Genomic DNA, 23315 nt, shown 5'->3' with positions numbered 1-23315 from the left:
ATCGAAAACTTTGAGCAGGAGCACCCTGGCAAAGCCTTCGTGTAGGGTGCATCTTTCCGGTATGCACCGTTTGCAGCGATTTACACACCGCTCAAACCGAAGCGTGGGGGAATGCCGGTAACTGTTGTCGAAGCAAGAAGGTGAATGTGTCCAGGCTGAGAGCCGAACACCTGTACAAAGTGTTCGGGAGGAGAGCGGAAGCGGCAGTAGCCCGACTGGAGGCCGGTGCGGACCGTGACGAGCTGCGGGCACAGGGCACCACCGCAGCGGTCATCGATGCCTCCTTCGAGGTCGAAGAGGGCCAGATATTCGTGGTCATGGGGCTGTCCGGCTCCGGCAAGTCCACGCTGCTGCGGATGCTCAACGGCCTCCTCGAACCCACCTCGGGACGGGTGCTCTTCGACGGCGAGGACCTGACGGCGCTCCGTCCCCGGGAGCTGCGCGAGGTCCGCGCCCACAAGATCAGCATGGTGTTCCAGCACTTCGCGCTCTTCCCCCACCGCAGCGTGCTGGAGAATGCCGCCTACGGCCTCGAGGTGCAGGGCGTCGCGCGTGAGGAGCGCGAGCGGCGTGCCACCGAGGCGCTGGAGCTGGCCGGACTCAAGGGCTGGGAGAAGTCCTGGCCCGACGAGCTGTCCGGCGGTATGCAGCAGCGCGTCGGGCTGGCCCGCGCCCTGGCCACCGACGCCGACCTGCTCCTGATGGACGAGTCGTTCAGCGCCCTGGACCCGCTGATCCGACGCGACATGCAGGACCAGCTGCTGGAGCTCCAGAAGACACTGAAGAAGACGATCGTCTTCATCACCCACGACCTGAACGAGGCCATGCGCCTGGGCGACCGCATCGCCGTGATGCGCGACGGCCGGATCGTCCAGATCGGCACCGCCGAGGACATCCTGGTGCGCCCGGCCACCGACTACGTGGCCTCCTTCATCCAGGACGTCGACCGCTCCCGCGTGCTGACCGCGGGCTCGATCATGGACGACGCCAAGGCCGAGGCTGCCGCCGCGCAGGGCCGCGGGCTGGGCAAGGCGCCGACCGTCACCGCCGAGACGCCCATCGCCGAGCTGTTCACGCCGTTCTCCACCAGCGAGGACGCGATGATCGTCACGGACGAGTCGGGTGCGCCCGTGGGGGTCATCGACCGCGAGCGGCTGCTGGCCGCGCTGGCCGAGGAGCCCCAGGTGGACGACGCCGCCGCGAGCGCCGCCGCCGCGAACGGCAAGGACGCCGGGGTGACCGCACGTGCCTGAGTTCCACCCCGGTAACTGGGTCGAGGACGCCGTCGACTGGCTGCAGCAGCACCTCGGCTGGCTCTTCGACTTCATCAACACCGTCCTGACCGGACTGTACGACGGGATCAACGCGGTCCTGAGCGGCGGCGAGCCGCTGCTGCTGGCGGGTATCTTCGCCGTCATCGCGTTCTGGCTGCGCGGCCTGGCCGCCGGTGTCATCGCCTTCGTCGGCTTCGCGCTGATCGACACGTTCCAGTTGTGGGACGAGGCGATGCAGACGCTGTCGCTGGTCGTGGCCGCGGCCGTGATCACCATCGTGATCGCGGTGCCCACGGGTATCTGGGCGGCGCGCAAGAAGGCCGTCAGCGCCGCGGTGCGCCCGGTGCTCGACGTCATGCAGACGATGCCGGCCTTCGTCTACCTGATCCCCGGCGTCATGTTCTTCTCCGTCGGCACGACCCCCGGTCTGCTGGCGACGATCATCTTCTCGATGCCGCCCGGCGTCCGGATGACCGAGCTGGGCATCCGCCAGGTGGACGGCGAGCTGGTGGAGGCCGCCGAGGCGTTCGGCACCTCGCCCAAGCACACCCTCACCCGGGTGCAGTTCCCGCTGGCGCTGCCGACGATCATGGCCGGTATCAACCAGGTCATCATGCTGGCGCTGTCCATGGTGGTCATCGCCGGTATGGCCGGTGCCCCGGGGCTGGGCGAGCGGGTGTACGCCGCCGTCACCCAGGTCCAGATCGGCCTGGGCGTCGAGTCCGGTATCGCCGTCGTCATCCTGGCCATGTACCTGGACCGGATGACCGGTGCCCTCAACCAGCGGGTCTCGCCGCTCGGCCGCCGGGCCGCGGCCAAGGCCACCGCGATGATGGGCCGGATGCGCTTCGCCCGCTACAAGCCGGGCACCGCCGTCGCGCTGTGCGGCGTCGTCGTCCTGGCGCTGGTCGCGGGCGGTATGAACATCGCCGGCTCCGGCTCGAAGACCGAGGCGGCCGGCGGTACGAACGTCGGCAAGGGCAAGCAGCTCAAGATGGGCTACATCCCGTGGGACGAGGGCATCGCCACCTCCTACCTGTGGAAGGAGGTGCTGGAGCAGCGCGGCTTCAAGCCCGACCTGAAGCAGCTGGACGCCGGCCCGCTCTACACCTCCCTCGCGCAGGGCGAGACCGACTTCCAGACCGACGCCTGGCTGCCCACCACGCACCAGCAGTACTGGGACAAGTACGGCTCCAAGATGGAGAAGCTGGGCGCCTGGTACGGTCCCACGTCGCTGGAGCTGACCGTCCCCTCCTACGTCAAGGGCATCCACTCCCTTGAGGACCTCAAGGGGCAGGGCAAGAAGTTCCACGGCAAGATCATCGGCATCGAGTCGAGCGCCGGTGAGATGAAGATCCTCAAGGAGAAGGTCCTCAAGGACTACGGCCTGGAGGGCGAGTACAAGGTCGTCTCCTCCAGCACCTCCTCGATGCTCTCCGAGCTCAAGCGCTCCATCCAGAAGAAGGAGCCGGTCGTCGTCACGCTCTGGTCGCCGCACTGGGCGTACAACGCGTACGACCTGACCAAGCTGAAGGACCCGAAGGGCTCGTTCGGCAAGGGCGAGAACCTCTACTCGGTGGCGCGCAAGGGCTTCTCCGACGACAACCCGGTGGTCGCCAGCTGGCTGAGCAACTTCCACCTGTCGGAGCAGCAGCTCACGTCGCTGGAGGACAAGATCCAGGGCGCGCCCAAGGGCCAGGAGCAGCAGGCCGTCAAGGACTGGCTGAAGGCCAACCCCGGCATGCTCGACAAGATGGCTCCGGTGCCCGGCGGCGAGAAGAAGCAGGGCAAGGAGGCGGGCAAGGCCGTCAACATGGGCTACTTCCCCTGGGACGAGGCCATCGCGACGACCTACCTGTGGCAGAACATCCTGGAGGACCGCGGGTACAAGCCCAACGTCAAGCAGCTGGACCCGGGCCCGCTCTACACGGCCATGGCCCAGGGCAAGGTCGACTTCCAGACGGACGCCTGGCTGCCGACCACCCACGAGCAGTACTGGAGCAAGTACAAGGACAGACTCACCGACGTCTCGGCCTGGTACGGCCCCACGTCGCTGGAGCTGTCCGTGCCGTCCTACGTCAAGGGCGTCGACTCGCTCAAGGACCTCAAGGGCAAGAGCGACCTGTTCGGCGGGAAGATCACCGGCATCGAGTCCAGCGCCGGCGAGATGAAGATCCTCAAGCAGGTGCTCAAGGACTACGGGCTGGACAAGGAGTACAAGGTCGTCTCCTCCAGCACCTCGTCCATGCTCTCGGCCGTGGACGGTGCGGTGAAGAAGAAGGAGCCGATCGTGGCCACCACGTGGTCGCCGCACTGGGTCTACAGCAAGTACCCGATGAAGAAGCTCAAGGACCCCAAGGGTGCCTGGGGCAAGGGCGACCGCATCCACGTCGCCGCCAAGAAGGACTTCGCGAAGGACTTCCCCGAGCTGTACGGCTGGCTGAAGAACTTCAAGATGTCCGAGAAGGACCTCGGCTCCCTGGAAGCCGCGATCCAGAACGGCGGCAAGGGCAAGGAGAAGGAGTCCGCCCGCAAGTGGCTCGACTCGCACCCGGGCATGGAGGACAAGCTGGCCCCGGTCAAGTGACCGGCGCCGCCGCCCTCTGAGCAGCCCGAGCACAGCGGCCCCGTCCCCGCGCGAGAGCGTGGGGGCGGGGCCGCTGTGCGTCCTGACCACGGGGAAGCGCCCCAGGTGAGGAAGGCCGGCCCCCGGCGCCCCGGGAGGCGGCGGCTCAGGAGTGGAAGGAGGGGAGGATCTCGTCCTGGTAGACGCGGAAGAACTCCTCCTGCCGGCCGCCGATCTGATGGACGTACACCTCGTCGAAGCCGGCGTCGGCGTACTGGCGCAGGCGGGCGCGGTGCCGTTCGGCGTCGGGCCCGCAGACGATCTGTTCGCCGACCGCCTCCCTGGGGATCAGGGACGCCGCGGCGGCGAAGTCCTTCTGCCGGGTCAGCGTGGCGTTCAGCTGGCCCGGCAGCAGTTCGGTGGCCCACAGCCAGTGCGCCTTCTCCAGCCCCTCCTCCTCGGTGGGCGCCCAGCACACCTTCATGCCGCCCTGCACCGTCCGGTCGCCGCCGCCCGCCTCGCGGTAGCGGCTGACCAGTTCGGCGCTGGGCGAGGCGGTGCAGAAGGCGTCGCCGATGCGGGCGGCGAGCGCGACGGCCTTGGGGCCGAACGCGGACACCGAGACCGGCACCGGCTGTTCGGGCACGGTGTAGAGGCGCGCGTCGTCCACCCGGTAGTAGGTGCCGCGGTGGGTGGTGCGCTTGCCGGTGTGCAGCCGCCGGATGAGCTGGACGGCCTCCTCCAGCATCTCCAGCCGCTCGCCCGGCGGCGGCCAGCGCTGGCCGAGCACATGTTCGTTGAGGGCTTCGCCGCTGCCCACGCCGAGTGTGAACCGGCCGTCGAGCTGCACGGCGGCGGTGGCCGCGGCGTGGGCGACGACCAGCGGGTGCATCCGGAAGGTGGGGCAGGTGACGGCGGTGCCGACCGGCAGTGAGGTGGCCTGGGAGAGCGCTCCGATGACGGACCAGACGAAGGGGCTGTGCCCCTGGGCGTCGGTCCACGGGTGGAAGTGGTCGGAGATCCACAGGCGCCGGAAGCCGGCCTCCTCGGCCATCCGGGCCTGGCGGACGAGTTCCTGGGGGCCGTACTCCTCGCAGGAGAGAAAGTAACCGATGCTGACCATGCAGGGAGGGGTACCGTTTCCACCGCCCCCGAAACGGTACATAACGCTACAGACGTCCCGGACTGCCGCCTCTGCGGCGGCATGCCACCCGGGTGGCGCACCCCGCTAAGGTGCGGTCATGACATGCCGGTCCGTCGTGTCCCTGGTGCCCTCCCTCACCGAGGCGGTGGCCGTCACCGCACCCGGTCTGCTGACCGGCGCCACCGACTGGTGCAGCCACCCGCCCGGCCTCGACGTCACCAGGGTGCGCGGCACCAAGAACCCCGACGTCGCCGCCGTGATCCGGCTCGCCCCCGATCTCGTCCTCGCCAACGAGGAGGAGAACCGGCCCGAAGACCTGGACGCCCTGCGGGCCGCCGGGCTGCGGGTGATGGTGACCGAGGTCCGTTCCCTCGGTCAGGGCTTCGCCGAACTCGGCCGGGTGCTGACGGAAGGCTGCGGACTGCGCCGCCCCGACTGGCTCGACGAGGCCGAGGAAGCCTGGCGGCGGGCCCGGCGCCGCCACGCCGGCCGGGACGTGCGCGCCGTCGTACCCGTCTGGCGCAGGCCCTGGATGGTGCTGGGCCGGGACACCTTCGCGGGTGACCTGCTGGCCGCCCTCGGGGTGCGCAACGTCCACGCCGCGCACACCGAACGCTATCCGCGGATACCCGCAGACCGGCTGGCTGCGCCCGGCCTGGCCGATGTGGTGGTGCTGCCCGACGAGCCGTACCCGTTCGCGGCGGACGACGGGCCCGAGGCGTTCCCCGGCACACCCGCCGCCCTCGTCAGCGGACGGCACCTGACCTGGTACGGCCCCTCCCTGGTGGAGGCGCCGCACGTCATCGGCGAGGCGCTGGCAGCAGCACTCCGCTGAACAGCCCGCCCGCGGTGCGCACGGCGGCGGCCAGCCAGGCGGCCACCAGCACGGCGTACAGGCCCGTCGCCAGCCAGCCGAACGCCGCCACGTCGGTGTGCCGGGCCAGCGCGGCGGCGCCCGTCACACACGTGCCCACCGGGAAGGTGAAGGCCCACCACGTCATCGAGAACCCCATGCCGTGCCGGACGGCCCGCACCACCAGGGCGGCCGACAGCGCGAACCACAGCAGCGCGAACCCGATCACCGGCACCCCGTACAGCACGGAGGCGGCACCGAAGGTGCCCGGCGCGGCGTCGGCGAGGTTGCCCAGGGCGGTCACGGACTGCCCCAGCGGGCCCAGCACCAGACACATCAGCGGCGTCATCGGCACCGGCAGCGGCCCGTGGTGGACGAGGCGGGAGAAGACCAGCGGCAGGATCAGCAGCGTCGCCAGCAGGCTCATCCCGAACAGCGCGAAACAGCCCAGCAGCATCGTCAGCCGGGCGCCGCCCGCCGGCAGGTGCCCGGCCAGCGGCGGGCCGAGCGCGGCCGACACCATCGGGGCCACCACCGGCAGCAGCCACACCGGGCCGGCACTGTCCGGCCCCAGCGTGTGCCGGGTGATCATCAGGTACGGGACGGCGACGGTGGCCACCAGCCCCACCGCCGTGCCGGCCGCCCACAGCACCGTGTCGATCCCGACGGCGGCCGGCACCCGCAGGGACAGCGCCGTACCGCCGACCGCCAGCAGGGCCATGGACAGACAGCCGTAGAAGGGCACGACCGCCGGATCGTCCAGATGGGCCCGTGCCTGGTCGCGGTGGCGCAGCCAGTGCCCGGCCCGGGCCGCCAGCAGCACCACCAGTATCACCGCCGCCAGCGTCCACACGGCCTCCAGGACCGGGCGGGGCGGCCGGGCGGGCAGCGCCGCACCGGCGCCGGCGACGATGGCGGTGCCCATCACCGACGCGTACCAATTGGGGCCGAGAGCGCGCAGCCGGCCGGGGCCCGCCAGGGCGGCGGGCCGGGCCCGGGCTGCTCGGGGATCGTCCGGAACGAGGGAAGCGGAAGCGGTCATGCCCCCACGCTCCTCCCGGACCGGGCCCATGACCAGGGATCATGACCCTATGAGGGCATAACCTGAGCCTATGAGCGAAGCGGACCGGCCACCCCCGTCCCGGACCCAGCAGCACCCCGCCGCCGGACTGGCGCACCGCGTGCCGGACCTGGGCGCACTGGAACTGCTGCTGGCCGTCGCACGCCTGGGCAGCCTGGGCCGCGCCGCCCGCGAGACCGGCGTCAGCCAGCCCGCCGCCAGCGGACGCATCCGCGGCATGGAACGGATGCTGGGCGTCACCCTGCTGGAGCGCTCCCCGCGCGGCTCGCGGCTGACCTCCGCCGGTGCGCTCGTCACCGACTGGGCGCGGCGCATCGTGGAGGCCGCCGACGCCTTCGACGCGGGCGTCACCGCACTCCGCGACCGGCGGGACTCGCGGCTCACCGTCGCCGCCAGCATGACCATCGCCGAATACCTGCTGCCCGGCTGGCTGATCGCCCTGCGCACCGAGCGGCCCGACACGGCCGTCTCGCTGCGGGCCGGCAACAGCGCCGCCGTCGCACGGATGCTGCTCGACGGCGAGGCCGACCTCGGCTTCGTGGAAGGGCTGGGCGTGCCCGACGGGCTGGACGGCACGGTCATCGCCCACGACCGGCTGCTGGTCGTCGCCGCACCCGGCCACCCCTGGACCCGGCGCCGCACCCCCGTGGAGCCGGACGAACTCGCCCGCACCCGGCTGGTGCTGCGCGAACCCGGCTCCGGCACCCGGCAGGTGCTGGACGCCGCCCTCGCCGCACACGGCGGTCTGGCGCCCCCGCTGCTGGAGCTGGCCTCCACCACCGCCGTCAAGGCCGCCGCCGTCAGCGGGGCCGGGCCCGCGGTGCTCAGCGAACTGGCGGTGGGGGAGGAGCTGGCGGCGCGGCGGCTCGTCGAGGTCGCCGTCACCGGCCGGGGACTGAGCCGCGCCCTGCGCGCCGTGTGGCCGCGCGGGGCACGGCCGGCCGGGCCCGCCCGTCAGCTGCTGGCCCTCACGCGCTGAGGGAGCGCGCCGCCGCCGCGTCCACCAGGGCCTTCATCAGGCGGAGGTCCTCACCCGCCTCCGGGTGCCACTGGACGCCGAGGACGAAGCCGGGGGAGTCGGGCAGCTCCAGGGCCTCCACGGTGCCGTCGGCCGCGTGGGCGGAGGCCACCAGGCCCTCGCCGAGCACGTCCACCGCCTGGTGGTGGTAGGTGGGCACCGTGACCGTCTCCTCGTCGTCCAGCACCTTCGCCAGCAGGGTCCCCGGGACGGGGCACACCTCGTGGGTGCCGAAGACGCCCGTGGCCCCGCGGTGGGCTTCGGTGGCGGGCAGATGCTGGACGAGGGTGCCGCCCAGCGCGACGTTGAGGAGCTGCATCCCCCGGCAGACGGCGAGCAGCGGCACCCGCCGGTGCAGGGCCTGCCGGGTGAGGGCCAGCTCCCAGGTGTCCCGTTCCGGGTACGCCGGGCCCGTGCGCGGGTCGCGTGCCGCGCCGTAGCGCTCGGGGCCGATGTCCGGCCCGCCCGCGGTGACCAGCGCGTCGAGGCACCCGACGAGGCCGGCCGCCGCCTCGGGGTCCTCGTCCGGGGGCAGGAGGACGGCACGGGCGCCCGCCCGCTGGACCATGCGGTGGTAGGCGGCGGGGAGCAGGGCCGCGGGCAGGTGCCAGTCCCCCCAGCGGGCCGAGGGTTCCAGGTAGGTGGTGATGCCGACGAGTGGTGCGTTGTTCACAGGTGCCTCGTTCTGTTCCCGCGGCGCCGCCCCGGTGGAAACGGCGCCGGTGGTGCGGTGGGGGTGAGGGTGGGTGGGGGATGGCTGGTCGGGGCGGTGGTTCGGGGGTCGGGCGGGGAGTAGTCGGTCGGTCGGGCTGGTCACCGGTCGGGCGTTGGACAGCGGCCGGCCGGGGCTGATGGCGGTGGTCCGGCGGTCCGACGGACGGGTTGGGCGGTCGGCGGTCGGGCGGGGACCGGTGGGCGGATGGTCGCTGCTCGGCCGTGCCGTCCGGCGATCGGACGGTCGGCTGTGTGGTGCCGACCGGACGGGCGCGCGGGCGGGGGCGGACCTGCCGTGCGGCCCGGGGAAGCGGCGTCACGGAAGCGGTCCCGGAGGGGCGGCGGACACGAGGCGCCTCCCCGGCCCGCTCGGCCGGCTCAGTCGCGCAGGTCCTCCTCCGCCTTCGCCAGCGCGGCGAACTCCTCCTCCGGGGCCGCCGCCACCAGCCGGTGGCGGGAGTAGAGGGCGAAGTAGGCGAGGGCCGCCGCGTAGACGGCGAGGGCTATCAGTGCGGCCCGGACGTCCACCAGGAAGGTGGCGACGAGGGCTGCGAGGGCCAGGACGAAGGCGACCGAGGAGGTCAGCACTCCGCCGGGGGTGCGATAGGGGCGCTCCAGCCCCGGTTCCCGCCTGCGCAGCACGATGTGGGAGAGGGACATCAGGGCGTAGGAGATGGTGGCGCCGAAGACCGCGATGTTCAGCATGGTGGCGCCGTCGCCGCTCCCGGCGGCCAGTGCGAAGCCGACGGCGCCGGGCAGCAGCAGGCCCAGGTAGGGGGTCTTGCGGCGGCTGGTGAGGGAGAGGAAGCGGGGCAGGTAGCCGGCGCGGGAGAGGGCGAACAGCTGCCGGGAGCCGGCGAAGATGAGGGAGAAGAAGGAGGCGACCAGCCCCGCCAGGCCCGCGTAGTTGACGATGCGGGAGAGGGTGGTGGCCTCACCGCCCGGCTGGAGGGCTTCCACCAGCGGGTTGCCGACGTCCTGGATGGCGGCGGCACCGCGGGCGCCGGTGGCGGAGACGAAGGTCAGCACGGCGAGCAGCAGCAGGATGCCCATGGAGCCGGCCATCGCCCTGGGCAGGGTGCGTGCCGGGTCGCGGGTCTCCTCGGCGGCCAGCGGGACGCCCTCGACGCCGAGGAAGAACCACATGCCGAACGGGAACGCGGCCCAGATCCCCAGCACTCCGAACGGCAGCCAGGGGCTCGCGCCCGCCGCGTCGTGGTCCGGGGGGATGTCGGTCAGCCCGCTGGTGTGGAAGTCGCTGAGGGCGCCGGCGACGAAGACCAGCAGCGCGGCGACGGCGATGGTCGTCACGACGAGGGAGAAGCGCAGCGCCTCGCCCACACCCCACAGGTGGACGCCGATGAACAGGGCGAAGCACACCAGGTAGACGGGCCAGCCGGACTCCAGCCCGAACAGCCCGAGCGAGGCGACGTAGTCGCCGATGAAGCAGACGATGGCGGCCGGGGCGAGGACGTACTCGATGAGGATGGCGGTGCCGGTCAGGAAGCCGCCCCAGGGGCCGAGGGCGCGGCGGGCGAATCCGTAGCCGCCGCCCGCGGTGGGCAGGATGGCGGAGAGTTCGGCCAGCGCGAAGACCATGCACGTGTACATCAGGCCCATCAGGACGGCGGCGACGGCCAGTCCGCCGACGCCGCCCTCGGCCAGGCCCGCGTTCCAGCCGGAGTAGTCGCCGGAGACGACGTAGGCGACGCCGAGTCCGGTCAGCAGCAGCGGTCCGGCGCTGCCCCGTCGCAGGGTGCGGCGTTCCAGGTATGCCGCGTCCGGATCGGGACGTGCCGTGTTCCCGCGTGCCGTGTCTCCGCGTGCCGTGTCCCCGTGTGCCGGGGTGCCCTCGGGCGCGGGGGAGCCCGCGGACTGGGACTGTTCGGTCATCTGCCACACTCCCGCCGTCAGCCATTGGTGTGCGGGCATACCTTTGTGGTGCGGGGCGGTCCGGCGCAACCCCTGTGCGGCAACGAGCCGGTCGCGCGCGCCTCCCCCCGGGGTGCGCGACGGTGCCCCAGGTGCGCGGTACGGTGCCGCGCCCTCGCCGGTCGGGTGCCGCGCTCCCGCGGCCGGGTGTCGCATGCCCGCAGTACGGTGCCGCGCCCCCGCGGTCGGGTGGGGCCTCGCGGCCAGGTGGGGGCCCGGGATCAAGTGAGGAACCCGCGCAGCAGGGCGGCGGTGCCCGCGCAGTGTTCGCGCGCGATGGCACGGGCGCCCTCCCCGTCGCCCTCCACGACGGCGGCCACCAGGGCCGTGTGCTGCTGCTGTGCGTGCTCCAGGTTCCGCACCAGCAGCGGGATGCGCCCCAGCAGTTCGTTGAGCCGGGCCCGGACGGCGGCGTACTGCGCGGTCAGCGACGGGGAGCCGGCCAGCTCCACCAGGGTCAGGTGGAAGAGCGTGTCGTGTCTGCGGTAGTCGCCCAGCGCCGCGTCGCGGGTGGCGTCCAGCGCCTCCCGCAGCCGCGCCGCCTCGTCCTCGGACAGGCCGCGGGCCGCGCACAGTTCGGCGGCGCCGGCCTCCAGGACCTCGCGGAAGGTGAGGGTGTCCTCCAGGTCGGGGGCCGGCACGCCGGCCCGGGCGCGTGCGGCCCCCGCCGTGCCGCCGGCGGGCGGCTGCGCAAGGACGAACGTGCCGCCGTACCGGCCGCGTCTGCTCTCCACCACGCCCTCCTCGGCCAGCACCTTCAGCACCTCGCGGAGGGTGACGCGGCTGATGCCCAGCCGCTCGGCCAGCTCTCGTTCGGCCGGCAGCCGTTCGCCCTCGGCGACCAGGCCGAGCCGCACGATCTGGAGGATCTGCTCCAGCGCCTCCTCGAAGCCGTTGCCCGCGCGCACCGTGCGCAGCACCGTGGACAGCCTGTCGTCCTCGGGTGTGGAACGCATGGAACCCTCTTCCGTTTCAATGGTTTCCGTGACTACCTTATGGCTTCCGCGGACGCACCGTCCCAGGAGCAGGAGGCCCACCCGTGGCAGACCGCACACCACCCCTGACCGTGGACGAACTGAGAGGGCTCGTCGGCTCCGGCGAGCTCGACACCGTCGTCCTGGCCTTCACCGACATGCAGGGCCGTCTGACGGGCAAGCGGTTCGCGGCACCGTTCTTCCTCGACCACGTCCTCGACGCCGGCAGTGAGGGCTGCAACTACCTCCTCGCCGTCGATGTGGACGTCAACACCGTGGACGGCTACGCCATGGCCTCCTGGGAGCGCGGGTACGGGGACTTCGCCATGCACGGCGACACCGCCACCTTGCGGCGCGTCCCCTGGAACCCCGGCACCGCGCTGCTGATCGCCGACCTCGCCTGGCACGACGGCTCCCCGGTGGTCGCCTCGCCCCGGCAGATCCTCAAACGCCAGCTCGACCGGCTCGCCGAGCGCGGCTGGCAGGCGTACGCGGGCACCGAGCTGGAGTTCATGGTCTTCCAGGACACCTACGAACACGCCTGGGACAGCGGCTACCGCGGGCTCACCCCCGCCAACCAGTACAACGTCGACTACTCCATCCTCGGCACCGGACGCGTCGAGCCGCTGCTGCGCCGGATACGGAACGAGATGGCCGCCGCCGGACTGACCGTCGAGTCCGCCAAGGGCGAGTGCAACCTGGGCCAGCACGAGATCGCCTTCCGCTACGCCGACGCCCTCACCACCTGCGACCAGCACGTCGTCTACAAGACCGGCGCCAAGGAGATCGCCGCCCAGGAGGGCCGGGCCCTCACCTTCATGGCCAAGTACGACGAACGCGAGGGCAACTCCTGCCACATCCACCTCTCGCTGCGGGACCAGGCGGGCGAGCCGGTCCTCGCCGACGGGACGGGGGAGTACGGCATGTCCCCCCTGATGCGGCACTTCCTGGCCGGGCAGCTCGCCGCCCTGCGCGAGTTCACCCTGCTGTACGCGCCGAACATCAACTCCTACAAACGGTTCGTGCCCGGCTCCTTCGCCCCCACCGCGGTCGCCTGGGGACCCGACAACCGCACCTGCGCGCTCCGCGTCGTCGGCCACGGCCCCGGACACCGGCTGGAGAACCGCGTCCCCGGCGGCGACGTCAACCCGTACCTGGCCGTCGCCGGCATGATCGCGGCCGGGCTGCACGGCATCGACAACGCCCTGGAACTGCCCCCGCCCTGCACCGGCAACGCCTACGACGGCGACGCCCCGCACGTCCCCGCCACCCTCCGCGAGGCCGCCGGCCTGTGGGGCGCCAGCACCCTGGCCCGCGACGCCTTCGGCAGCGAGGTCGTCGACCACTACCTCAACATGGCCCGCGTCGAACAGCGGGCCTTCGACACCGCCGTGACCGACTGGGAGCGCTACCGCTCCTTCGAACGCATGTGAGGACAGACGCAGTGCAGCACGACCACGCCGAACCCTCCGGGCCACCGGCGGACGAACTGAGGATCGTCAACCCGGCGACGGAGGAACTGATCACCACCGTCCCCGTCACCACTCCGCAGGAGGTGGACGCCGCCGTCACCCGTGCGGTCGCCGCCCAGAAAGCCTGGGCCGCGCTCGCCCCCGCCGACCGCGCCCGGCTCCTGCGCCGCTTCGCGTCCGCCGTCGACGGCCACATCGAGGAACTGGCCGTCCTGGAGGTGCGCGAGGCCGGGCACCCGCTCGGCAACGCCTGCTGGGAGGCGGGCAACGTCCGCGACCTCCTCGACTACGCGGCCGGCGGCGTCGAGAGGCTGACCGGGACGCAGATCCCCGTCGCCGGCGGTGTCGACATCACCTTCGCCGAACCGCTGGGCGTCGTCGCCGTCATCGCCCCGTGGAACTTCCCCATGCCCATCGCCGCCTGGGGCACCGCGCCCGCCCTCGCCGCGGGCAACGCCGTCCTGCTCAAACCCGCCGAGGCCACCCCGCTGACCGCGCTGCGGCTGGCCGAACTCGCGCTGGAGGCCGGACTGCCCGAAGGGCTCTTCCAAGTGCTGCCCGGCGAGGGCCCGGTCACCGGCACCGCGCTGGTCGAGCACCCCCGCGTCGCCAAGGTCGTCTTCACCGGCTCCACCGCCGTCGGGAAGCGCATCATGGCCCGGTGCGCGGCCTTCGTGAAACGGGTGACCCTCGAACTCGGCGGCAAGAGCCCCAACATCGTCTTCGCCGACGCCGACCTGGAGGCGGCGGCAGCCGCCGCGCCCGGCTCCTTCCTCGACAACACCGGCCAGGACTGCTGCGCCCGCAGCCGCATCCTCGTCCAGCGCGAGGTCCACGACCGGTTCCTGGAACTCCTCGAACCGGCCGTGCGGGCCGTGCGGGTCGGCAACCCTGCCGACAGCACCACCGACATGGGACCGCTCGTCTCCGCCCGCCAGCTCGAACGGGTGCGCGGCTACGTCCCCGAGGACGCGCCCGCCCTCATCCGCGGCAGCGTCCCCGACGGCCCCGGCTACTGGTACCCGGCCACGGTGCTGGCCGGCACCCCGGGGGAGCGGACCGCCGTCGAGGAGATCTTCGGCCCCGTCGCCGTCGTCCTCCCCTTCGAGGACGAGGACGAGGCCGTCGCGCTCGCCAACGACACCGAGTACGGCCTGTCCGGATCCGTGTGGACCCGCGACGGCGCCCGCGCACTGCGGGTCGCCCGCGGCGTCGCCGCCGGCAACCTGTCGGTGAACTCGCACAGCAGCGTCCGCTACCACACCCCCTTCGGGGGCTACAAACAGTCCGGCCTCGGCCGTGAACTCGGACCGGACGCGCTGGCCGCGTTCACCGAGACCAAGAACGTCTTCATCAGCACCGAACCCGGCACGGAGGCAGACCAGTGAGCGAGACCGACCGGACCACCGTGTGCCGCCGCCTCGTCGGGCGGACGGCCGTCGTCACCGGCGCGGGCAGCGGCATCGGGCTGGCCAGTGCGCGCCGGCTCGCCTCGGAGGGCGCCCACGTCGTGTGCGCCGACATCGACACCGCACGCGGTCAGGCCGCGGCCCAGGAGACCGGCGGCCTGTTCGTGCGGGCGGACGTCACCGACCCCGACCAGGTCGAAGCCCTCTTCCGGCAGGCGCACGAGACCTACGGCTCCGTCGACATCGCCTTCAACAACGCCGGCATCTCCCCGCCCGACGACGACTCCATCCTGGAGACCGGGCTGGAGGCGTGGCAGCGCGTCCAGCAGGTGAACCTCACCTCCGTCTACCTGTGCTGCAAGGCCGCCCTGCCCTACATGCGCGCCCAGCGGCGCGGCTCCATCATCAACACCGCTTCGTTCGTGGCCGTCATGGGCGCCGCCACCTCCCAGATCAGCTACACCGCCTCCAAGGGCGGCGTACTGGCCATGTCCCGCGAACTGGGCGTCCAGTTCGCACGCGAGGGCATCCGGGTGAACGCGCTGTGCCCCGGCCCGGTGAACACGCCCCTGCTCAAGGAACTGTTCGCCAAGGACCCCGAACGCGCCCAGCGCCGGCTGGTGCACGTGCCCGTGGGACGGTTCGCCGAACCGGAGGAGATCGCCTCGGCGGTGGCCTTCCTGGCGAGCGACGACGCCTCGTTCGTCAACGCCGCCGAGTTCCTGGTGGACGGCGGCATCGCGGGGGCCTACGTCACCCCGCTGTGAGAGGGCGCCGCGAGGGGAGGGGGCGGGGCCGCCGCGGCGGACCGCCCCCTTCGATGTAGCGTGCACATGGTCAACGTCGACAACCCAGGAGGGGCGCCCCATGCGCAGCAGATCCGTCCTGACCGGCCTCACCATGGCCGCGGCCCTCGCGGCCGGCCTCGCCCCGGTCCCCGCCCAGGCCCACGGCCACCACGGCGGGGACCGCCACTGTCCGCAGCTGTCCACGAAGCTGCCCTGGCACGGCGACAACCGCGCCAAGCTCCAGCGCACCATCGACGAGCGCGGCACGTGCTCCCCGCACTGGCGGGGCGGCAAGCACCGGCCGGTCGCCGCCTTCGACTGGGACAACACGATCGTCAAGAACGACTCGACCGACGCCACCATCGCCTGGGCGCTCAAGCACGACAAGATCCTCCGGCCGAAGTCCTGGGCCGCCACCAGCAAGTGGCTCACCCCCGCCGCCGACCGCGCCCTCACCGAGGCGTGCGGCACCGACGTGCCCGTCGGCCACCCGCTGCCCACCTCCACCAACGAGGCCTGCGCCGACGAGATCCTCCAGGTGCGCGGCGAAGCCGAGACGATGAGCGGCGAGAAGGCGTTCGCCGGCTCGTGGAACCACCGGCGCACCGTCCCGGAGTACGCCTGGGTGCCGCAGCTGTTCGCGGGCCACACGGTGGCCGAGCTGCGCTCCTACGCCCGCGCCGCCCGCGACGAGGCGCTGGCCGCTCCCATCGGCAGCAAGCAGCGGGTCGGCACCCACACCGTGCCGGGTTACAGCCGCTACTACGCCCAGCAGAAGGACCTGGTCTCCACGTTGCAGAAGGCCGGCTTCGACGTCTACATCGTCTCGGCCGGCTCCGAGCCGGTGACCGAGGAGTGGTCCCGCGGCGTCGGCATCGACCGCAAGCACACCATCGCCATCCGCAGCGTCGTCGAGCACGGCCGGATCACCCCCTACACCGTGGGCTGCGGCGGCACCGGCATCACCATGGGTGAGGACATCCCCTACATCGAGGGCAAGCGCTGCGCCGTCAACGAGCGGATCTTCGGCATCGACGGCCCGCGTGCCTGGCAGCGGCAGGACTGGCGGCACCGCATCGCGATCGGCGGCGGCGACGCCGACACCGATGTGACGTTCGTCGGCGACGCCACGGGCACCCACCTCGTACTCAACCGCAACAAGCCGGAGATCATGTGCCGCGGCTACGACGACGCCGACGGACGCTGGGCGGTCAACCCCATGTTCATCGAGCCGCTGCCGCGCAAGACGGACCCGTACCCGTGCGCCAGTGAGGGCTTCACCGAGCCCGACGGTTCGCACGGCCCGGTCCGCCGCAACGACGGTTCGGTGATCCCCGACCAGCAGGACACCGCCTACGGGGCCCGGGCCTGAAACGTTCCTCGCGGATCGCGGGCCCGACGACATGACGGACCCGCCGCCCACGGTGGGCGGCGGGTCGGTCGGGTTCACGGCCCGGTCCGCCCGCCGGCAGGGGGCGTGGGGACCGCGCTCTTCCCAGCCCCCGGCAGCCGGCGGGTGCCCGGTTCAGTGGCGGCTGGCGGCGCGACCGGCCTTGGCGCTGTCGGCAGTGTCCTTCAGCAGGGCGCGGCGCAGGAACCCGTCGATGGTGGTGACGGCGACGCGGTGCTGCTGCGCCTCGGTCAGCTGCCGCGCGGCAGGCGCGTCCTCGCGGTCGGTGCACCAGCCCGGCTTCTTGCGGACCTTCACCGCGTCGTCGAACGCGGCGACCTGACCGCTGCGGGGGGACCACTGCGTGTTGAAGAAGTTGTGGTTCGCCCCGGGGATCCGGACCCGGTGGAGGTTCTTCCGCTTGCCGGACGTGGCCTCGGCCGGGAAGGACAGGGCCTCGGTGCCGACCTGCCCGTCACAGGTACCGCGCAGAACGGCCAGGGGGATGCGGGTCACCGCGTAGTCGGCCATGTTCTCGGTCATCACGTTGTAGGCGGGCGCCACCGCCACGGCCGCCCTGATGCGGACCCCGCCGGGCCACTGACCGCGGTGGCTGTCGGCCGCCTCCCAGGTGACCCCGGCTCCGGCCCGCGAATGCCCGACGAGGCCGACGTTCCGCATGTCGAGGTGGCGGGCGAAGGGCACCTTCGCCCGCTTGCCGGTCGACGCCCGTTTGAACGCTCCGGCCAGCGGCCCCGAGCCGGTGCGGTCGAGCCGCTCCCACATCCGCAGGTGCCGGTTGATGAGACCGGCCCGGACAGCCGCGCCGTCGTCGCCCGTCACCGGGGACGCGTTGATGCCGTTGGCGCTGAGGGACACCACCACGAATCCCCGGCTCGCCAGGCGCCGGCTCAGGTAGTCGTACCCCCGGAAGCTGGGCAGTGCGGGGGTCTTTGCCGCGCACGGCCAGCTGAACAGCTTCTTGCTCGCCGCTTCGTAGGCGTCCGTGTCGTCCGCCTTCTCCGCAGCCGTGCGTGCTGCTTCCGCCCGGGGGTCGGCGCAGGTCTCGTGCCATCCGTGCATCAGGACGACCAGAGGGTGACGGCCACGGCCCAGGTCGGCCGGGTAGCGCACCGAGCCCGCCAGTTCGACCGGTTCGCCGGTCCCCGGAAGGCGGTAGGCCGCGTCCCCCAGGTCGTAGGTGACCGACGCGGTGGGCTGGGCGGCCGTGCGGGACGGGGTGCCGGACACCGTCGCCGGGCCGGCGTCCGCGGCCCCCGTGCTGCCGACCGTGGCGGCCACCAGGACGAGTGCGGACACGCAGGTCCGGAAACGGAGAGGTCTCGAAGGGGCCGGGGCATGCGGACGCTGTTTCACGATGTTCTCCGGTGGAAGGTGGTGCGCCGCGATCGGGGCGCGAGGGGAGGGACGGGCACGCAGGGTCAGCGAGGCCGGGAGAAGGAGGCGGCGACGAACTTCACCACCCGGCTGCGCAGCTTCACCCCGGAGGCACCGCCGCGCCGGATCATGTCCGTGCCGTGGTAACCGCTGGGGTCGATCACCAGCTTCTTGTTCTTCGCGACGGACGCCGCGTACACCTCGCGGGCGTCCTTCTCGATGTTGCCGTTCATGTCACCGGGGGAGGCGACCACCAGGGTCGGGGCCTTGATCTTCCGCACGGCCGCCACGGCATCGACGCCGCCGCACCGGGCCGGGGAGGACATCATCAGCAGACCCGTCACGGGCAGCGGGGTGTCGGCGCCGGCGACGGCGGCGGTGGTGCCGCCGCACGAGGCGCCGCCGACGAAGACGCGTTCGGCGCCCACGCGCCGCAGTTCCGCCAGTCCCGCTCGGGCGTCCCGGTCGATGTGTTCGTTGTCCGCGCTCTTCTGCGAGGCGCCGTGGTTGCGGTACTCGGGGATCACGACGTGATAGCCCTCGGCCGCCAGCTTCTTCCCGATGTCGATGAACGAGCAGATGTTGTACCCCTGCTCGTGGTCGAGGAGCACCCCGTTCGGCCCGCTCCCCAGGACGAGGGCGGACAGATGGACCTTGTCGCTGGTCGTGAGCGTCGTCGCCCTGTTCCGCAGCGCCTTGGGCACGCAGGTGTTGACGAGGTGGCCGCGGGCCGTGCGGACCGTCCGGTCGGTCCAGCTCGGTGTGTACCGGACCGGCTCGTGGTCCGGCGGCGCCGGAGCCCGGCTGGTGGCCCCGCCTTCCGCCCGGGCGGAAGGGGACGCCGCGTGTGACGCCGTATCGCCGCCCGACCCGGTGGCCGGGCCGGAACAGCCCGTCACCACGCCCAGACACGCCAACGCCGCCACGGCGACCACTGGTGGTTTTCTCACGGTCTTCCTCGGATCTCACGCGTGCGCGGACACCTCGCGGGGCAGGGCGTCCGCGGCACAGGTCGGGCTGTGTTTCCCCCGCATGCCCTGACAGACGTGCGGCTCCGCCCGGGGTTGCACCCGGCACACCCGCAACCTGCGGCGCCCCCGCACGTCTTTCCCCACGAGAGGGCACATCCTTGAAAGCCCTGAACCGCACAATCCGTCCGACAGGTTTGCCCCGATGCCAGAAATGATCCGCGGGACAGCGCGCCACGGCCTCGTCCCGCCGCACGTCCGCCGCCCGCCGGAGGAAGCCTCCCCGCCCCCGGAATCGGGGCGGGTACCACGCGCGCGGCGCAACCGGCGCGTCCCTCCGGCCACGTGGGGGCCGGGTGCTGACCGTCGGCGCCGCCGCCGGCCGGGGCGCCTTCGTCCACGGCGGATGGTGGTGGCTGCTGTCCCGCGTCTCCCAGGGCCGCAGCAGATCCGCACCCGGGGCCCGGCCTCTCGACGCGGCCTCGGACGACATCGTCATGCTGTACCACCACCGCAGGCTCGACCTGGTGCGCCTGGCGGTGCTCCTCGTCGACGACGTCCCCACAGCCGAGGACGTCGTCCAGGAGGCGTTCGCCGCCCTCTACCGCCGCCACGGCAGCGGCCTGGACAGCATCGCCGACCCCGAGGCCTACGTACGGCGCAGCGTCGTCAACGCCTCCCGGTCCGTGCTGCGCAGGCGCCGCACGATGCGCGCGTACATACCCCCGCGCGTCCTCCCCGCGCCGCCGCCGGAAGAAGAGGTCTTCCTCAAGGAGGAGCACCAGGAAGTACTGAGGGCGCTGAGGCTGCTCACCGTGCGACAGCGGGAGGTCCTCGTCCTCAGATACTGGTCGAACATGTCGGAAGCGGACATCGCTGCCACGCTGGGGCTGTCCCGTGGTGCGGTGAAGTCCACAGCGAGCCGGGCGCTTGCCGCGCTGGCCAGAAAACTGGAGCAGACACCGTGACAGCCGTCGAGGATCGCCTTCGTGCCGCACTCCGCGCCCGGGCCGGCCAGGTCACCGGACTCGGGCCGCCACCTCCCCTGCCGGTCGGGAAACGCACGGGCATGCGCCCCGGGCTGCGCAAGGCCCTGGTGGTCGCCCTGGCCGCAGTGCTGGCGACCGTCGTGCTCGTGCTGCCGCACTTCCTGTCCCGCGACGACGCGCCGGGACCGGCGGACGCGCCGCCCTCACCGTCCCTCCCGGACAGCAGCGAATCACCCGCCCCGACGGGGGGCACGCCCATGCCGATCGCCCCGCAGGAGAGGTAGCCGGCCTCCGCACCGGGCGGTCCCGGCCACAGACGCCCCTCGGCACCGCCGACCGGTGGTGTTGCCGAGGCCGAGCCGGTCGGCGGAGCCCCGCCGGTTCCGTCCGGGCGCGCCCGGCCACCCGAGGGGGCCGGAACCGGGGCGCCCCGGCGCTTCGCACATCTGTTGCCATAGGGTGCCGTCGTGAGCACGACGACTCCTCCCGGCTGGTACCCCGACCCCGGTCCCGCCCCGGGCGCCCCGCCGCACGAACGCTGGTGGGACGGCCACAGCTGGACGGGCCACACCCGCCCGGCCGCGGGCACCCCCGTCGCGGCGGCCGGACTGCCGGGTGCCCCCGTCATGCCGGGCAGGGTCCGGCGCGGGCCGCTGGTGGCCGCCGGGGTCGGCGCCGCCGTGCTGGCCGCCGCCCTCGCGGTGGGCGGCGTCCTGGTCCTGCGCGGTGCCGACGGCGCCACCGGCACGGACGCCCGGCCCACCCGCCCGGCACCCCGCGGGTCCGAATCCGCCGCGCCGCCCGGCGACGTGGCCCAGGATCCGTCCCTGGGCATCGGCCTGCCCGTGCCCGGAGCCTGGGAGCGGGGCGGCGACGGCGCCGCCTCCGTCCACAGCGAGGTCACCTACGACTGTCCCGTCACCGAACGGCCGGAATGCGTCCGCGGCGGTGCGTCCGTCCAGCCGCTCGACAAGGGCTGGCGGGGCCAGGAGCCGCGCCGCATCGCACAGCTGCTCGCCGTCCGCAACGCCGAACGCGCCTACCCCGCCTCGTCCTACGGCGGCATCGTCCGGCACGAGGTGACCGCGTCCGGCGACGTGACGATCGCGGGCGGGCCCGGGTACCGCGTCCGCTGGCGCATAGAGAACAAGAGCGGGCCCGACGCCCATGTGGAGACGGTCGTCTTCCGCTCACCGCACGACCAGCGGCAACTGCTCACCCTCTTCAGCAGCGTGGACGTCGCCGACGACGCCCCTCCCACCACCGACCTCGACCGGCTGCGCGACGGCATCGTCGTCACGGCACCGGGCCGGGAGAGCGGCGACCACAAGTCCGTGTGAGGGCCGGGCCCTCACAGGAACGTCATGCCCTCGCCCCGGTAGGTGGGCACCGCGTCCACGACGCGGTCGCCCGCCACCAGGTGCAGGGTGTCGAACCGCTCGCACAGCTCACCCGATTTGGCGTGCCGGAACCACACCTTGTCCCCGATCAGCAGATCGTCGGCGGGCTGGCCCAGCAGCGGCGTCTGCACCTCGCCCGGGCCCTCCTGCGGCGCGTAGCGCAACCCCGTGGGGAGATACGGCTGCGGCAGCCGGTCCGGGCCGGCCACCCCGGACGCCGGGTAGCCGCCGCCCAGCACCGTCACCACGCCCACGCCCGGCCGGCGCACCACCGGCATGGCGAACAGCGCCGCCGGACGGCCGGTGAACGACGTGTAGTTGTCGAACAGGCGCGGCACGTACAGCCCCGACCCGGCGGCGACCTCGGTGACCGCCTCCTCGGCCGCGGTGTGCTGGACGCTGCCGGTGCCGCCGCCGTTGACGAACTCCAGCTCCGGTGCGACCGAGCGCACGGCCCGCACCGCCGCCGCCCGGCGGGCGGCCAGCTCCCGCCGGGCCGCCGCCTGCATCAGCCGTACCGCGCGCGAGCGCAGCGCCGCACCGGGCACCGCATCACCCACACCCGCCACATGCGCCTCGTACGCCATCACACCCACCAGCCGGAATCCGGGGCGGCGCTGCACCAGACGGGCCAGCTCTGCCAGATCGGCGGGGGAGTGCAGCGGGGAACGGCGCGCCCCGATGCGGACCCGGCCGCCCAACAGCCGCAGCGAGGTGTCCAGTTCCAGACAGACGCGGATCTCCTCCCGCCCGCCCTCCCGGGACGCGTCGATCAGCGCGAGCTGCGCAGGGTCGTCCACCATCACCGTCACGGCGCCGGCCAGCTTGGCGTCACCCGCCAGCTCCGCGTACCCGGCGCGGTCGGCCGACGGGTACGCCAGCAGGACGTCCGGAATGCCGGAGCGGGCCAGCCACAGCGACTCGGCGAGGGTGTAGCTCATCACGCCGCTGAACCCGTCCATGGCCAGCACCCGCTCCAACAGGGCGCGGCAGCGCACCGACTTGGAGGCCACCCGCAGCGGCTTCCCGCCGGCACGCCGCACGAGATCGGCCGCGTTGGCGTCGAACGCGTCCAGATCGACCAGGGCGAGCGGCGCGTCCAGGTGCGCGGTGGCGCGGTCGTACCGGGCGCGGTCGGCGGCGAGATCGGCGAAGGTATCGAACACCCTCGCAGCTTGCCAGAGCGGCGCCGCCAGGCACAGCCCCACCACCCGGCGATCCCGGCCCCACGAAGGCGCGTTCGCCCACTTCGGCAGGGTTGTCACCCTGGTGCGGGCGGGTTGCCGTCCCTCCCCGTCGGCACCGTAGAGTGACGCCGCAACGCCCTGACGGGGCGGCGGCCGGCGCCGGTTCACCGCGAACACCGACGATGTGCCCGACCCGCGCGGCGTTGGCGTGGGCCGGCAGCGCACGAAGGGGGAGGCACATGAGCATCGACGCCGACCGCGCCCCCATACCCGAGCCACCCGCCGATCCCCCCGGAACCGCCACGCCGCCGCGCCCCGACCGCCCCGCGGACGAGGCCCCCGGCACACCGCCGGCGGCAGCGCGCGCAACGGCCCGGCGGCCGGCCGTGCCCGCCCGCCCGGCCACCCCGCCCCGCCCCGCCGTCCCTCCGCGACCGAGCGTCCCCCCACGTCCCGCCACCCCGCCCGCCACCGGTGCCGACGACGCCACCGGCACGGAACGGCCCGGACCGGCAGCACCCCGAACGGCCTCCGCCTCGGGCCCCGCCGCCGGTGCGCCCGTCGCCACGGGCGGGGAGGCGGACGCCGCGCCGGAAGCGGAGCCGACCCCGGAAGACGAGTCCACACCACCGATGCCCCAGCCCCGGGAGACCACCGAGGAAGCGGAGACGGAGCCCACCGGGCGCTCGACCGTGCCCGCACCCGGCGACCGCGCACGTCCCCTCCCGCCGCCGCCCCCCGGCCGGCCGCCCCAGCCC

Annotated in this window: 19 protein-coding genes and 1 pseudogene; 12 read left to right on the top strand and 8 right to left on the bottom strand. The window is 73.0% G+C overall.

Annotation, left to right across the window (positions count from 1 at the left end; all coding sequences use genetic code 11):
* Positions 1-146: 146 nt before the first annotated feature.
* Positions 147-1253 (top strand): quaternary amine ABC transporter ATP-binding protein, encoded by a 1107-nt coding sequence (locus IO40_RS0117585; protein WP_030408259.1) that lies wholly within the window; start codon positions 147-149, stop codon positions 1251-1253.
* The gene (locus tag IO40_RS0117580; RefSeq protein ID WP_016467830.1) at positions 1246-3861 is read left to right on the top strand and encodes an ABC transporter permease/substrate binding protein; all 2616 of its coding nucleotides are present in this window, start codon (positions 1246-1248) and stop codon (positions 3859-3861) included. The genes IO40_RS0117585 and IO40_RS0117580 overlap by 8 nt, the downstream gene beginning before the upstream one ends.
* Before the next feature lie 145 nt (positions 3862-4006).
* Here the strand turns inward: IO40_RS0117580 and IO40_RS0117575 are convergent, their stop codons facing one another.
* Positions 4007-4963: a TIGR03557 family F420-dependent LLM class oxidoreductase gene (locus IO40_RS0117575; RefSeq protein WP_031175720.1), complete on the bottom strand. Its 957-nt coding sequence runs from the start codon at positions 4961-4963 to the stop codon at positions 4007-4009.
* A 118-nt stretch (positions 4964-5081) separates the two neighbouring features.
* Between IO40_RS0117575 and IO40_RS0117570 the strand changes: the two genes are divergently transcribed.
* Complete coding sequence (locus IO40_RS0117570; protein WP_016467828.1) at positions 5082-5819, top strand: helical backbone metal receptor; 738 nt, start codon at positions 5082-5084, stop codon at positions 5817-5819.
* Here IO40_RS0117570 and IO40_RS0117565 read toward each other — a convergent pair.
* Positions 5785-6879 (bottom strand): TDT family transporter, encoded by a 1095-nt coding sequence (locus IO40_RS0117565; protein WP_016467827.1) that lies wholly within the window; start codon positions 6877-6879, stop codon positions 5785-5787. The two genes, IO40_RS0117570 and IO40_RS0117565, sit on opposite strands and share 35 nt — an antisense overlap.
* A gap of 70 nt (positions 6880-6949) precedes the next feature.
* Between IO40_RS0117565 and IO40_RS0117560 the strand changes: the two genes are divergently transcribed.
* Entirely contained in the window at positions 6950-7897 is a 948-nt protein-coding gene (locus tag IO40_RS0117560; RefSeq protein ID WP_016467826.1) for a LysR family transcriptional regulator, read from the top strand.
* On the opposite strand, the gene IO40_RS0117555 is transcribed toward IO40_RS0117560, so the two are convergent.
* From IO40_RS0117555 to IO40_RS0117545, 3 genes are all read right to left on the bottom strand, one after another.
* Positions 7887-8609 (bottom strand): gamma-glutamyl-gamma-aminobutyrate hydrolase family protein, encoded by a 723-nt coding sequence (locus IO40_RS0117555; protein WP_031030244.1) that lies wholly within the window; start codon positions 8607-8609, stop codon positions 7887-7889. The two genes, IO40_RS0117560 and IO40_RS0117555, sit on opposite strands and share 11 nt — an antisense overlap.
* 419 nt (positions 8610-9028) lie before the next feature.
* Positions 9029-10543: an ethanolamine permease gene (gene eat, locus IO40_RS0117550; protein WP_031175719.1), complete on the bottom strand. Its 1515-nt coding sequence runs from the start codon at positions 10541-10543 to the stop codon at positions 9029-9031.
* Between the two features lie 260 nt (positions 10544-10803).
* Positions 10804-11538 carry a FadR/GntR family transcriptional regulator gene (locus tag IO40_RS0117545; protein ID WP_016467823.1) on the bottom strand — a complete coding sequence of 245 codons (735 nt, stop codon included), beginning with the start codon at positions 11536-11538 and terminating at the stop codon, positions 10804-10806.
* Between the two features lie 83 nt (positions 11539-11621).
* On the opposite strand from IO40_RS0117545, the gene IO40_RS0117540 reads away from it, so the two are divergent.
* The 4 genes from IO40_RS0117540 (at position 11622) to IO40_RS0117525 (ending at position 16597) form a co-directional block, all read left to right on the top strand.
* Positions 11622-12989: a glutamine synthetase family protein gene (locus tag IO40_RS0117540; RefSeq protein WP_031175718.1), complete on the top strand. Its 1368-nt coding sequence runs from the start codon at positions 11622-11624 to the stop codon at positions 12987-12989.
* Positions 12990-13000: 11 nt separating this feature from the next.
* A complete protein-coding gene (locus IO40_RS0117535; protein WP_016467821.1) occupies positions 13001-14416 on the top strand; it encodes an aldehyde dehydrogenase family protein in 1416 nt (471 codons plus the stop codon).
* A complete protein-coding gene (locus IO40_RS0117530) occupies positions 14413-15204 on the top strand; it encodes a 3-oxoacyl-ACP reductase (RefSeq protein WP_016467820.1) in 792 nt (263 codons plus the stop codon). The genes IO40_RS0117535 and IO40_RS0117530 overlap by 4 nt, the downstream gene beginning before the upstream one ends.
* A gap of 100 nt (positions 15205-15304) precedes the next feature.
* The gene (locus IO40_RS0117525; RefSeq protein ID WP_016467819.1) at positions 15305-16597 is read left to right on the top strand and encodes an HAD family hydrolase; all 1293 of its coding nucleotides are present in this window, start codon (positions 15305-15307) and stop codon (positions 16595-16597) included.
* 153 nt (positions 16598-16750) lie between these two features.
* Here IO40_RS0117525 and IO40_RS0117520 read toward each other — a convergent pair whose 3' ends face one another.
* Both IO40_RS0117520 and IO40_RS0117515 read right to left on the bottom strand, forming a co-directional pair.
* The gene (locus IO40_RS0117520; RefSeq protein WP_033229031.1) at positions 16751-17935 is read right to left on the bottom strand and encodes an alpha/beta hydrolase; all 1185 of its coding nucleotides are present in this window, start codon (positions 17933-17935) and stop codon (positions 16751-16753) included.
* Positions 17936-18057: 122 nt separating this feature from the next.
* The gene (locus tag IO40_RS0117515; RefSeq protein ID WP_016467817.1) at positions 18058-18963 is read right to left on the bottom strand and encodes an alpha/beta hydrolase; all 906 of its coding nucleotides are present in this window, start codon (positions 18961-18963) and stop codon (positions 18058-18060) included.
* A 374-nt stretch (positions 18964-19337) separates the two neighbouring features.
* Here IO40_RS0117515 and IO40_RS0117510 point away from each other — a divergent pair, with 374 nt between their 5' ends.
* The 3 genes from IO40_RS0117510 to IO40_RS33705 all read left to right on the top strand — a co-directional run bounded on the left by IO40_RS0117510 (position 19338) and on the right by IO40_RS33705 (position 21310).
* Positions 19338-19949: a SigE family RNA polymerase sigma factor gene (locus IO40_RS0117510; RefSeq protein ID WP_016467816.1), complete on the top strand. Its 612-nt coding sequence runs from the start codon at positions 19338-19340 to the stop codon at positions 19947-19949.
* Positions 19946-20254 (top strand): hypothetical protein, encoded by a 309-nt coding sequence (locus IO40_RS0117505; RefSeq protein ID WP_016467815.1) that lies wholly within the window; start codon positions 19946-19948, stop codon positions 20252-20254. The genes IO40_RS0117510 and IO40_RS0117505 overlap by 4 nt, the downstream gene beginning before the upstream one ends.
* A gap of 183 nt (positions 20255-20437) precedes the next feature.
* Positions 20438-21310 (top strand): DUF2510 domain-containing protein, encoded by an 873-nt coding sequence (locus tag IO40_RS33705; RefSeq protein WP_016467814.1) that lies wholly within the window; start codon positions 20438-20440, stop codon positions 21308-21310.
* A gap of 11 nt (positions 21311-21321) precedes the next feature.
* On the opposite strand, the gene IO40_RS0117495 is transcribed toward IO40_RS33705, so the two are convergent.
* Positions 21322-22536 carry an amino acid deaminase/aldolase gene (locus tag IO40_RS0117495; protein ID WP_030409738.1) on the bottom strand — a complete coding sequence of 405 codons (1215 nt, stop codon included), beginning with the start codon at positions 22534-22536 and terminating at the stop codon, positions 21322-21324.
* A gap of 260 nt (positions 22537-22796) precedes the next feature.
* Between IO40_RS0117495 and IO40_RS38260 the strand changes: the two are divergent.
* Positions 22797-23315, top strand: a pseudogene (locus IO40_RS38260) (hypothetical protein); the annotation flags it as partial.

Origin of the sequence: Streptomyces albus subsp. albus (genome assembly GCF_000725885.1) — a bacterium.
Lineage (GTDB): Bacteria > Actinomycetota > Actinomycetes > Streptomycetales > Streptomycetaceae > Streptomyces > Streptomyces albus.
This window is presented reverse-complemented; position numbering and strand designations above follow the sequence as displayed.

Coding starts and splice junctions, on each gene's coding strand:
- IO40_RS0117575 (WP_031175720.1), bottom strand. CDS start 4,963: ATGGTCAGCATCGGTTACTTTCTCTCCTGCGAGGAGTACGGCCCCCAG.
- IO40_RS0117570 (WP_016467828.1), top strand. CDS start 5,082: ATGACATGCCGGTCCGTCGTGTCCCTGGTGCCCTCCCTCACCGAGGCG.
- IO40_RS0117565 (WP_016467827.1), bottom strand. CDS start 6,879: ATGACCGCTTCCGCTTCCCTCGTTCCGGACGATCCCCGAGCAGCCCGG.
- IO40_RS0117560 (WP_016467826.1), top strand. CDS start 6,950: ATGAGCGAAGCGGACCGGCCACCCCCGTCCCGGACCCAGCAGCACCCC.
- eat (WP_031175719.1), bottom strand. CDS start 10,543: ATGACCGAACAGTCCCAGTCCGCGGGCTCCCCCGCGCCCGAGGGCACC.
- IO40_RS0117545 (WP_016467823.1), bottom strand. CDS start 11,538: ATGCGTTCCACACCCGAGGACGACAGGCTGTCCACGGTGCTGCGCACG.
- IO40_RS0117525 (WP_016467819.1), top strand. CDS start 15,305: ATGCGCAGCAGATCCGTCCTGACCGGCCTCACCATGGCCGCGGCCCTC.